Here is a 12,004-nt window from a genome sequence, read left to right on the forward strand (position 1 = left end):
GAATAGGCCACATGGCACGCGGCGACGGACAGCTCAACCATGACCTCCTCCCGGATGAGAAGGGCCCGCAGGACGAATGCGGCGTCTTCGGCGTCTGGGCCCCCGGCGAAGAAGTCGCCAAGCTGACGTACTACGGGCTCTACGCCCTGCAGCACCGCGGCCAGGAGTCCGCGGGCATCGCCGTCTCGGACGGCAAGCGGATCGCCGTCTACAAGGACATGGGCCTCGTCTCCCAGGTCTTCGACGAGTCCACGCTCAACTCCATGACCGGCCACATCTCCATCGGCCACTGCCGCTACTCCACCACCGGCTCCTCCCACTGGTCCAACGCCCAGCCGACCCTCGGCGCCACGCACCACGGGACCGTGGCGCTCGCCCACAACGGCAACCTCACCAATTCGGCGGACCTCATGGACATGATCCGCACGACGACGGGCGTGCCCCAGCGTGGCGAGATCGCCCAGGGCAACACCACGGACACCGCGCTTGTGACCACGCTGCTCGGCGGGCTCGAGACCGAGTCTCTCGAGGACGCCGCCATGGAGCTGCTGCCCAAGATCCAGGGCGCCTTCTGCTTCGTCTTCACGGACGAGCACACGCTCTACGCCGCCCGTGACGCCCACGGCGTCCGCCCGCTCGTCCTCGGCCGGCTCGAGCGCGGGTGGGTCGTGGCCTCCGAGCAGGCGGCCCTGGCCACCGTCGGCGCGAGCTTCATCCGCGAGGTGGAGCCGGGCGAGCTCATCGCCATCGACGAGAACGGCGTCCGCTCCCAGCGCTTCGCCCAGCCCACCCCGGCCGGCTGCGTGTTCGAGTACGTCTACCTCGCGCGTCCCGACGCGGAGATCAACGGCCGGTCCGTGTACGAGTCCCGCGTGGAGATGGGCCGCCAGCTCGCGCGGGAGAACGCCCATGAGGCCGACGTCGTCATCCCCGTCCCCGAGTCCGGCACCCCCGCGGCCGTGGGGTACGCGGAGGAGTCCGGCATCCCGTTCGCGCACGGGTTCGTCAAGAACGCCTACGTGGGCCGCACGTTCATCCAGCCGTCCCAGACGCTGCGGCAGCTCGGCATCCGGCTGAAGCTCAACGCCCTGCCCTCCGTCATCCGGGGCAAGCGCGTGGTGGTGGTGGACGATTCGATCGTCCGCGGCAACACGCAGCGCGCCATCGTGCGGATGCTGCGCGAGGCCGGCGCGGCCGAGGTCCACGTCAAGATCTCCTCCCCGCCGGTGCAGTGGCCGTGCTTCTACGGCATCGACTTCGCCTCCCGCGCGGAGCTCATCGCCTCCGGCGCCTCCTTCGAGGAGATCCGCGCCTCGATCGGGGCGGACTCGCTCGCGTACATCAGCGAGGACGGCATGATCGCCGCCACCCGGCAGAAGCGCGAGCGCCTCTGCACGGCCTGCTTCACCGGCGAGTACCCCATCCAGCTCCCCGAGGACTCCCGCCGCGGCAAGAACATCCTCGAGCGCACGCCGGACGGCGAGCCGAACGACGGCGAGCACGAGGGCTCCGACGGGTGCGACCCGGGACCCGACGCCGAGTTCGCCAACGTCCTCTCCCCCGTCGAATCCGCACCTCTGAAAGGCACCCATGACTGAGCAGAATGACGCGATCACCTACGCCGGCGCCGGCGTCGACGTCGAGGCGGGAGACCGCGCCGTCGAGCTCATGAAGTCCGCCGTCAAGGCCACGCACAACGAGTCCGTGTTCGGCGGCGTGGGCGGATTCGCCGGGATGATCGACGCCTCCGCGCTCCTTTCCTTCACCAAGCCCCTGCTCGCCACGAGCACGGACGGCGTGGGGACCAAGGTGGCCATCGCGCAGGCGCTCGACCAGCACGACACCATCGGCCAGGACCTCGTCGGCATGGTCGTGGACGACATCGCCGTGGTCGGCGCCAAGCCGCTCCTCATGACCGACTACATCGCGTGCGGCAAGGTGGTGCCGGAGCGCATCGCGGACATCGTCCGCGGTATCGCCGAGGGCTGCCGCCTCGCCGAGACGCCCCTCGTCGGCGGCGAGACGGCCGAGCATCCGGGCCTCCTCGCGGAGGACGAGTACGACGTCGCGGGCGCCGCGACCGGCGTGGTCGAGGCCTCGAAGGTGCTTGGGCCTGAGCGGGTTGCCGCCGGCGACGTGGTCATCGGCATGGCGTCCTCCGGACTGCACTCCAACGGGTACTCGCTGGTCCGCCGGGTGGTGGAGCACGCGGGGGCCAAGCTCGGCGACCACATCGACGAGTTCTCGCGCACCCTCGGCGAGGAGCTGCTCGTGCCGACCCGCATCTACACCGCAGACTGCCTGGCGCTGGCCGAGGCGGACGCCGTTCACTCCCTGTCCCACGTGACGGGCGGAGGCCTCGCGGCGAACCTGGCACGCGTGCTTCCCAAGGGCCTCACCGCCGTGGTGGACCGCTCCACCTGGAGCATCCCGCCGGTGTTCGGCTGGGTCCAGTCGGCGGGCCGCGTGCCGCTGGCCGACCTCGAGCGGACCCTCAACCTCGGCGTGGGCATGGTGGCCGTGGTGCCGGCCGAGGCCGAGCAGCGCGCCTTGGCCCTCCTGGCCGAGCGGGGCGTGCCCGCCTGGCGCATGGGCGAGGTGGCCGTGTCCTCGAGCCTCACCGGGGCCGAGTCCGCCGGCGACGACTACGTCCAGGGCGCCAAGGGCGTGGACGGCGGCGCCGTGCTCATGCAGGGCCGGTACGCGTAGGGGGATTCGGACCTACCCCCCCCCACCACACACACCTCCACCTCATCTGTTGCGACTTGGAGGAATAAGGGCGCTCATTCCTCCAAGTCGCAACAGATGAGGCGGTGGGGGGGACCCGGACGCAACCGGGCTACCGAGCGGAACTGGGCCTACCGGGACGAGACCGTGAACGGCTGGACGAACAGGCCGGCCGATCGGGTGGCCCTGGAGCCGGCAGGCCCCGAAAAGCACCAGTTGGAGCCGAGGTCGCCGATCTGAAGCAGCTCGGACCCGCGCCCGGACGGCACCACCGAGGTGTAGCCGGAGGTGACGGAAGGCCCGGTGTCGGCGTGGAGGGTCCACGAATCGCCGGTTCCGTCCTCTGACACGAGGAGCTGATTGAGCGGACGGCCGACGCTGAGGAGCAGCTGGCCCGTCGGCAGCCGGACCAGATGCGGGTCAGCCGAGCCCACCCGGTGCCCGTCCACCCGCACTCTCCGTGCGGGACCCCACGTGCGGCCGCGGTCCTTGGAGACCACAGTCATGACGGAGGCCGTGCCGCGATGCCTGCCGCGGCAGATACGCGGATTGACGGTTGCCTGCACCCGGTAGACGGCTACGAGCTCGCCTCGGGAGTTGAACTCCACCGAGGGCTCGGTCACGCCCTCGCCGCCGTGGACTCCCTCGCCGAATTGGGAGACGCTTTTCCAGGTTTCGCCCTTGTCCTTGCTGGACATGAGCAGAGACGTGTAATGGCGCTGGCCCTTCTTGTGGCCGTAGGCGGGGACGAGCCATTCCCCGTCCGGCGCCACGAGAACTCCGCGATGGAAGTAGAGGCTTTCGAACGGCTCCGTCACGAAAGCCCTGCCCTGGTGCTCCGTCCAGCGCCGTCCGGCATCCTCAGAACGCCAGTACAGCGTGGTGAACTCCTTGTGGGCCTTCTTCGGGCCGTTCTTGGGCTTGGGCGCGGACTGCGAGTCCTTGTTGGGCTTGGGCCCGGGCTGCGAGTCCTTATTGGACTTGGGCGCGGCCTTCGAGTCTTCGGCGGGCTTGTCCTTGGACGTCCCGCCCGGCTTCTTCCCGTCCTTCTGATCCCCGCCCGGCTTCTCCCGGTCCGCCTTCTCCCGGTCTTCCTCCCCCTGCCGGGCGTCCGGGTCAGTCCGGGCGTCCGAGGCGGTCTCGTCCCGCGGGGGCACGGGAGCCTGGACAGCGCTGCCGCGCGGGGCCGTCCGGAAGTTCACCGAGTACAGGGCCCCGCCGCCGAGGACAGCCACGTTGGTCATGGGCACCGCCTGCGGCATGTTCTCCCAGGTGCGGCCGCCGTCCTCCGAGCGCTTGAGCCGGATCTGCTCCTCGTACTCCCCTGCATCGAAGTTCCCGTTGTAGGACAGGAGCACCACCCGAGGGTCCCCCGGGGCCGATCCCGGCCGCGGCAGGCTCACCGCGAAGGGGAACTGCCGGAGGGCGCTGCGGCTGATCTCCCCGGGGTCCCCGGTGTGCGGCACCTGCTCGATCTCCAGGATGCGCAGCCGCCCCACGCGGATCTCCCCGGTCTCGGACACAGCGCCGCTGCCGGCCCTGCTGCCTGAACCGCCCGCGGCCCCGCCCCCTTCCGCGCGAGCGGGCACAGGCGCCTCGATGCAGAGGCCGAGGGCGAGGAGGAGGGTGAGCGCGCCGGCGCGCAGTCGAGACAGCATGCGACGATGGTACGTGTCAAACACACGCTCGTGTTTTCATTGAGGGATCCTTTGTGGACAGCCCCCCCCCCCCGCCGAACGGCGGGGGGGCATGCGGCCGGCGCGGACCGAGACTCACCCCACACACAGAACGGCGGGGCCGCCCCCGTCTCCAGGAGCGGCCCCGCCGCCGTCCGCGTCTCGCGCGGACTCAAGTCACACCAGGATCAGCGCCGAGGTCCGCCCTCGACGTCATCCTCATAGTCATCAGCGTATTTGTCCGCGTACTCCGAGTAGTCCGGCTCGTCTGACTCGAAGCCGGAACGCGACGACGTGGTCTGAGACCCGCCGAGCTCGTTCTGCAGCGCCGAGAGATCCGTTGCCGGGCTGTAGTACTTGATCTCGCGAGCCTGGCGAGTTGCCTTAGCCTTCTGACGGCCGCGCCCCATGGCGTGACCCCCTTCGCATACGTTAAGCCGGGCTCGTCACGCGCACGTGAGGTCCCGGAGGTGCCTGAACAAAACTTTTCGTCCACCAAGAATACAACTTCGAGCGCCCTGAGGCACTTCGGCTGGCGGACCTCGCCGTCCAGGCCCCCTCCGGGAACCTCCCAGGTTTAGCGCTTAACCCGCCACCCCCAGAGGGCGCCCCGGCAAGGACTCCCCGGCCTACTCCGCGGGCCGCCGCTCCACGGTGAGCCCGCGCGAGGAGTCCGAGCCGTCGGTGTCCACCACCACGGTGTCGCCGTCGAGCACCTCCCCTGCCAGGAGCTCCTTGGCGAGGCGGTCGCCGATCTCCCGCTGCACGAGCCGGCGCAGGGGGCGGGCGCCGTACGCCGGGTCGTACCCGTTGAGCGCCAGCCACTCGCGCGCCGCCGGGGTGACGTCCAGCGTGAGACGGCGGTCCGAGAGGCGCTTCTGCAGCGCGCGGACGTGGATCTCGACGATCTTGCCGAGGTCCTCGATGCTGAGCGGGTCGAACTCGATGACGTCGTCGAGCCGGTTGAGGAACTCCGGCTTGAACGAGGCGTTGACCACATTCATGACGGCCTCGTGCTTCTGCTTCTCGTCCAGCGAGGGGTCCACAAGGAACTGCGAGCCCAGGTTGGACGTGAGCACCAGGATCACGTTCCGGAAGTCCACGGTGCGGCCCTGGCCGTCGGTGAGGCGGCCGTCGTCGAGCACCTGGAGGAGGATGTCGAAGACCTCGGGATGCGCTTTCTCCACCTCGTCCAGCAGCACCACGGAGTAGGGCCGACGCCGGACGGCCTCGGTCAGCTGGCCGCCCGTTTCGTAGCCCACGTATCCGGGAGGCGCGCCGACAAGCCGGGAGACGGAGTGCTTCTCCGAGTACTCGGACATGTCGATGCGAACCATCGCGCGGTCGTCGTCGAACAGGAAGTCCGCGAGGGACTTGGCGAGCTCCGTCTTGCCCACGCCCGTGGGGCCGAGGAAGAGGAACGATCCCGTGGGGCGGTCCGGGTCCGAGATGCCCGCCCGCGAGCGCCGCACGGCGTCCGAGACGGCCGCCACGGCCTGCTTCTGGCCGATGAGCCGCTCGCCGAGCACGCTCTCCATGTCGAGGAGCTTCTCCGACTCGCCCTGGAGCATGCGCCCCGCGGGGATGCCGGTCCAGGAGGAGATGACCTCGGCGATGTCGTCCGCGCTGACCTCCTCGGGGACCATGAGGTCCTCGTCCGCCGGGGAGCCCTCCTCCGCCTCGGCCTTGCGCAGCGTGGCCTCGGCGGCGGGGATGTCCCCGTAGAGCAGCTTGGAGGCGGCCGCGAGGTCTCCCTCGCGCTGGGCGCGCTCCGCCTGGACGCGCAGCTCGTCCAGCTTCACCTTGAGATCGCCGACGGCGTTGAGGCCCTCGCGCTCCTTCTCCCAGCGGGCGTTGAGCGCGTCCAGCTCCTCTCGCTTGTCCGCGAGGTCCTTCTGGAGGGCCTCGAGGCGCTCCCGGGAGGCGGCGTCGTGCTCGCCCTTGAGGGCCAGCTCCTCCATGAGGAGGCGGTCCACGGAGCGGCGGAGCATCTCGATCTCCTCCGGCGCCGAGTCGATCTCCATGCGGAGGCGGCTCGCGGCCTCGTCGATGAGGTCGATCGCCTTGTCCGGCAGCCGGCGGCCGGAGATGTAGCGGTCCGAGAGCGCGGCGGCGGCCACGATGGCGCCGTCCGCGATCTGCACCTTGTGGTGCGCCTCGTAGCGCTCCTTGAGTCCGCGGAGGATGCCGATGGTGTCCTCCACGCTCGGCTCGCCCACGTAGACCTGCTGGAAGCGGCGCTCGAGGGCCGGGTCCTTCTCGATGTTCTCGCGGTACTCGTCCAGCGTGGTGGCGCCGATGAGACGCAGCTCGCCGCGGGCCAGCATGGGCTTGAGCATGTTGCCCGCGTCCATGGCGGAGTCCCCGCCGGCACCCGCGCCGACGATGGTGTGCAGCTCGTCGATGAACGTGACGATCTGCCCCTCCGCCTGCTTGATCTCCTCGAGGACGGCCTTGAGCCGCTCCTCGAACTCGCCGCGGTACTTGGCGCCGGCCACCATGGCGCCGAGGTCCAGGCTGATGAGCGTCTTGCCCTTGAGGGACTCGGGCACGTCCCCGGCCACGATGCGCTGCGCGAGGCCCTCGACGACGGACGTCTTGCCGACGCCCGGCTCGCCGATGAGCACCGGGTTGTTCTTGGTGCGCCGCGAGAGCACCTGCACGACGCGGCGGATCTCCTGGTCCCGGCCGATGACCGGGTCCAGCTTGCCGGAGCGGGCCACCTCGGTGAGGTCCGTTCCGTACTGCTTCAGGGCGTCATGCGTCGCCTCGGGGTTTTCAGTGGTCACAGTTCTGCCTCCTCGGACAGTCTCGAGTGCGTGGGACAGCGCCTCACGGGTGGCGCCGTTGTCATGGAGCGCCCGGGCGGCTGCGTCATTCTGACCGCCGGACGCGATGCCGAGGAGCAGGACCTCGGTGGAGATGTATGTATCGCCGAGGCGCTCCGCCTCGGCCTGAGCCGCCTGCACGGCCTCGCCGAACGCGCGGGAGGCACGGGGCTCCGCCGCCCCGCCGCTCACGCGCGGCAGCGTCCGGATGCCCTCGCTCGCCGCCTCCGAGACGGCGTTCGGGTCCGCGGGCACCGCCTTGAGGACGGCGACGGCGACCGACTGGCGGATGTCCATGAGCGCCTTGAGCAGGTGAACCGGCTCGATGACGCCGTTCTGGGCGGTTTTGGCGTTGTTGACGGCCGCCTGCACGGCCTGCTGGGACGTGGTGGTGAACTGGGCGTCCATGGCGCTCCTCTCTCTGACGGATGTTCGGTTTCAGGTGTCCCCGGGAAGACACGTTCTAAAGTTGAGTCTACTCCGCTCAAGTTTGAAAGTCACTGGGAATCTGCAACTTTTTTCCGGCGCTCTTCCCGCTCAGCCGCGGGCCCTGCCCCGTCCCGCGGCAGACCGCTGCACACGCCCTGGGACGGACCGCCGCCCCCGCCAGACCGAGACGGGGAGCGTCGCTGTTCGGCGGCGTCGGGAATTGCGGATAGGATGACGCCACAGCATGTGACAACTGCAACACCGTCCCCGCCCCCTCAGTCTTCTAAGGTCCCCCATGCCTTACCGAACCTCAGCCTCGCGGATGACAAGCTCATCCCCTGAGCCCTTCTCGCCGCCGCCGGCTGCGGCCAGCGACGTGGCCATGGTGGAACACCTGCGGCAGAACGGCCCCTCCTCTCGCGCCGCCGTCGCCGCCGCCACCGGCATGTCCCGCCCCACCGCCTCGGACGCGGCAGAGCGCCTCCTGGCCTCCGGCATCCTCCGCTACCTCGGCAAGGTCCAGGGCGGCCCGGGCCGCGCACCGGAGCTGTACGACATCAACCCGGCGGCCGGGCACACGCTCTCCCTGCTCCTCACCTCGCGCCGCTGCCTCATCCGGGCCCACTCCCTCGGGAGGGAGCAGCTCGCGGAGAAGGAGTTCCCGCTCGGCGCCGCCCCCTCCGGCCCCGGGGTCACGGAGCAGGTGACGCAGGCTCTCACCGAGCTCAGCGCCTCGCTCAACACCCCCTGCCGGGCGGCAGTCGCAGCGCTGACGGCCCCGGTGTACCCGAAGACTCAGCGGCCCTACCCGATTCCGGGCTGGCCCTTCCCCGCGGACGGCCTGGACCTCTCCTCGGCCTTCGCCGCCGTGGGAGCCGAGCAGACCCGTGTGGACAATGACGTCAACCTGTCCGCGATCGCAGAGTGCACCGAGGGAGCCGCGGTGGGCCAGACCGTGGTCCTGCAGCTCCACGTCGGAGGCGGCGTGGGCGCGGCGCTCGTCGTCGACGGCACGGTGGTCCGAGGCGCCCGCGGCCTCACCGGCGAGTTCTCGCACGTGAGCATCCGCGGCGGGACGCTCTCCAGCATCCTCCTCGACCTGGGGCTCACCGCGCCGGACCTGCCGCTCCTCGACCAAGCGCTCATCAAGCGGCTCTGTGCCGAGGACCCCGGCGACAAGCGCCTTGAAGGGCTCGTCAAGGCCCTGGGCGAGGCGGCGGCCGTCCTCGGCATGGTGGTGGACCCCGATCTGCTGATTCTCGGCGGCCCCCTCTCCCGAGCGCAGGGTCTTCCCGAGCGCATCCTCGAGGCGGCGCGCACCTCCCTGGGCGAGTTCACCCCTCCGATGCGCCTCGGCACGCAGGAGCCGATGCGGGGAGCCGAGATCCTCGCCCAGCAGCTCGGCCTGGAGGCGCTCTGGAGCGCCTACGCCCAGCGCGGGAACGGCACGGTCACCTTCGGGGGCGCCACCGCGCGCTGAGACGCCCCGTCCAGGGGTTTCCCCGGTTTCGGCGCATAAACTGTGTCCTCATGCGCGGCGCGGCCGCCGCGCGCCGCAGACCGAGGAGGACCCGCCGAGTGGATTTCACCGCGTTTCTCGCCGCCATCCCGCCGCTGCTGGTCTATGTGCTCATCGCGCTCGTCATCGGTGTGGAGAGCATCGGCGTCCCGCTGCCGGGAGAGACCGCGCTCATCGCCGCCGCCCTCCTCTCCCTGCACCAGGACTCCGCGGTCAACCCGTGGCTCGTGGCGGCGAGCGCGGCCCTCGGCGCCGTCATCGGGGACTCCATCGGCTACACGGTCGGCCGGCGGTACGGCTCGCGGCTGCTGCTCTGGCTGACCCGGCGCTTCCCGCGCCACTTCTCCGTGGGGCACATCCGCTACGCGGAGCACGTCTTCAGCAGGTGGGGCACGTGGGCTGTGTTCTTCGGCCGCTTCGTGGCGCTGCTGCGCATCCTGGCCGGGCCGCTCGCGGGCACGCTCAAGATCGACTACCGCCGCTTCCTCATCGCCAACGCCTCCGGCGGCCTGGCATGGGCGTTCGGCACGGTGTGGTTCATCGTGACCATCGGCGAGGCCGCGCACCTCTACCTCAAGGAGTTCGCCTGGATCGGGTTCGGCGTTGTGCTGCTGGTCGCGCTCGTCGCGGCCTCGGTGCTCAACCGCCGCATCCAGGCGAATGTGAAGGCGTTCGAGGCCCGGGAGCGCGCCGAGCAGTCCGGCGCGGATCTGCCGGCACGGGGAGACTCGCCCGAATCCGCGTGAATTCGCGGGCGCCCACCCCCTGAACGGCGTTCAGCAGGGGTGCGACGACGGCGGCAAAGCGTGAAGGAAACCTCACTCAAAGACGCGGCGTCCCCGCCCGGTGATTCAGGGTTCAACCTTTACATGAGGTTGATGGGAACCTTGCCGGGCCCGTGATCAAACCGTAACTTTGAACCGTTGTCTTGAATTTACGGGCAACTGCGGGCGCATCGCCAAGTTCCACCGGCGTCCGTGCATCGACCTCGAAGGTGGAAGCGGGGGAACCGAATTCCCGGCATGGATGGGGAAGATCCGTGCCTTGGGGTGAAGTCCCTCAGAGAAAGGCCGAGTGCTCGCGTCCGTCCGCGGGGCCTCGGCTGAGGGACCGTGCCCACACCCAAGTGTGAGCGCGAATCCGACAGCTCACCTCGCAGGCGCGGAGGACCACTCATGCCCCTGATCGATACCCGGAGAGCGCCCGCGCGCTCGTCCGCCCCACAGAAGTCGATCGGCCGCCTTGCCGCGGCCGGCGGCGCCGTCACCGCCGTCCTGATCTCCACGAGCCTGCCCTCGGCCACTGCCCTCCAGGACAGCAGCCGCTCCGCCGGCAGCCACCTGTTCACGCCGCGCGTCGCACCCGAGCCAGCCGCCAAGAAGGCCCCGACCACCGCCGCGCGGCAGTACGCCCCGGCCTCCGCCCCCGCCCAGTGGTGGCGCTGGTGGAACGAGGACCACAGCCGGACCGGCTACTACTACGGCACCGGCGCCGAGCTCAACGCCTTCATGGCGGCGGGCCAGACCACCGCCGACTCGGCCCGCGTGCAGGACAAGCTCCCCTACGTGGACCCGAGCGCCGGCCGCCAGGTCTGGAAGTACTGGAACGCCAAGACCTCGGTCACGGGCCTGTTCACCGGCACCGGCGAGCAGCTGAACACGTTCCTCAACGCGTGGTTCTCCGGGAAGTCGATGCAGTCGGCTCTCCGCGAGGCCCACAGCAGCCCCGCCGACCTCACCGTGCAGCGCAACACCGCCGCCAAGCCCTCCGGGACCACCCCCACGGTTCCGAGCACGTCCGCGACGGCGCCGAAGGCCCCCGCGGCTCAGTCGCCCGCCCCGAAGGCCCCGTCCGTTCCGGCGGTGCCCACGGCTCCGGCTCCGCAGGCCAAGGCCCCGGCTGCCCCGAAGGCTCCTGTCCAGCAGGCTCCCCTCCAGAAGACGCCGGCTCCGCAGGCACCCTCCGCACCTGCGGCGCCGTCGGCTCCCAAGGCCCAGCAGACCGCGCCCGCGGCTCCGGCCCAGGGCCAGACTCAGGCCCAGGCGCCCAAGGCTCCCGTGAAGACGCCGGTCTCGCTGGCTCCCTCCGCTCAGGTCCCGAACACCGAGGCGCCGAAGTCCACGACCTCGACCGCTCCAGCCTCGAAGAACGCCACCCTGTCCACGGCGGTGCCCACCTCGCCGTCGTCGCCGGCGGCCGCCAAGACGAGCGCCCAGCATCCCTACGTGGACGCGGACGCTCCCGCCCAGTGGTGGAACTACTGGACGGGCGGCGACTCGAAGGACGTCAAGGGCACGTTCTACGGCACGGGCAAGCAGGCCAACGTGTTCCTCAACGCCTACCTCGGCAACGGGGACCTCGCGGCCGCCAAGGCGCTTGCGGCCAAGCTCGGCCCGATCACGCCTCCGGCCTCCGAGAAGCCGGCCGCCTCGAAGCCCGCCGCTCAGCAGCCCGCGCCCTCCAAGGCCGCGACGCAGCCGGCGGCGTCGAAGCCGGCCCGGACCGCTGCCTACGCTCCCGCCTCCAAGGCGTACGTGGACGCCAGCGCCCCCGCCCAGTGGTGGAACTACTGGGACGGCAACGGCGCCAAGGGCACCTACTACGGCACCGGCAAGCAGGCCAACGCCTACCTCAACGCCCTCTTCTCCACGGGAAGCAAGGAGCAGGCGCAGGCGGCCGCTGACAAGATCGCCCCGGCCCAGACGCCGGCGGTGCAGCAGCCCGCCGCTCCGAAGCCCGCCCAGCCGGCTGCGCCGAAGCCCGCGCCGTCCGCTCCCGCCTCCAAGGCGTACGTGGACGCCAGCGCCCCCGCCCAGTGGTGGAAC

At 70.6% G+C, this 12,004-nt stretch carries 7 protein-coding genes, 1 pseudogene and 1 riboswitch; of the genes and pseudogenes, 5 read left to right on the forward strand and 3 right to left on the reverse strand.

Annotation, left to right across the window (positions count from 1 at the left end):
• Positions 1-11 precede the first annotated feature (11 nt).
• Positions 12-1,598, forward strand: a complete 1,587-nt coding sequence (gene purF / locus H9I38_RS09595; protein WP_226338604.1) for an amidophosphoribosyltransferase — start codon at positions 12-14, stop codon at positions 1,596-1,598.
• Positions 1,591-2,709 carry a phosphoribosylformylglycinamidine cyclo-ligase gene (gene purM, locus H9I38_RS09600; protein WP_226338605.1) on the forward strand — a complete coding sequence of 373 codons (1,119 nt, stop codon included), beginning with the start codon at positions 1,591-1,593 and terminating at the stop codon, positions 2,707-2,709. Before purF ends, purM begins: the two co-directional genes overlap by 8 nt.
• A gap of 149 nt (positions 2,710-2,858) precedes the next feature.
• On the opposite strand, the gene H9I38_RS09605 is transcribed toward purM, so the two are convergent.
• The 3 genes from H9I38_RS09605 to clpB form a co-directional block, all read right to left on the reverse strand.
• Complete coding sequence (locus tag H9I38_RS09605) at positions 2,859-4,385, reverse strand: sialidase family protein (RefSeq protein ID WP_226338606.1); 1,527 nt, start codon at positions 4,383-4,385, stop codon at positions 2,859-2,861.
• Positions 4,386-4,591: 206 nt separating this feature from the next.
• Entirely contained in the window at positions 4,592-4,813 is a 222-nt protein-coding gene (locus tag H9I38_RS09610; protein ID WP_226338607.1) for a DUF3073 domain-containing protein, read from the reverse strand.
• Between the two features lie 219 nt (positions 4,814-5,032).
• Entirely contained in the window at positions 5,033-7,639 is a 2,607-nt protein-coding gene (gene clpB / locus H9I38_RS09615) for an ATP-dependent chaperone ClpB (protein WP_226338608.1), read from the reverse strand.
• Positions 7,640-7,982: 343 nt separating this feature from the next.
• Between clpB and H9I38_RS09620 the strand changes: the two genes are divergently transcribed.
• From H9I38_RS09620 to H9I38_RS09630, 3 genes and pseudogenes are all read left to right on the forward strand, one after another.
• A complete protein-coding gene (locus H9I38_RS09620; RefSeq protein WP_226338609.1) occupies positions 7,983-9,140 on the forward strand; it encodes an ROK family transcriptional regulator in 1,158 nt (385 codons plus the stop codon).
• A gap of 98 nt (positions 9,141-9,238) precedes the next feature.
• The gene (locus tag H9I38_RS09625; protein ID WP_226338610.1) at positions 9,239-9,925 is read left to right on the forward strand and encodes a DedA family protein; all 687 of its coding nucleotides are present in this window, start codon (positions 9,239-9,241) and stop codon (positions 9,923-9,925) included.
• A 210-nt stretch (positions 9,926-10,135) separates the two neighbouring features.
• Positions 10,136-10,341: riboswitch (cyclic di-AMP (ydaO/yuaA leader) on the forward strand.
• 13 nt (positions 10,342-10,354) lie between these two features.
• Positions 10,355-12,004: pseudogene (locus tag H9I38_RS09630) on the forward strand (hypothetical protein); the annotation flags it as partial.

This window comes from Arthrobacter sp. UM1 (assembly GCF_020483305.1).
In the GTDB taxonomy this organism is placed as follows: domain Bacteria; phylum Actinomycetota; class Actinomycetes; order Actinomycetales; family Micrococcaceae; genus Falsarthrobacter.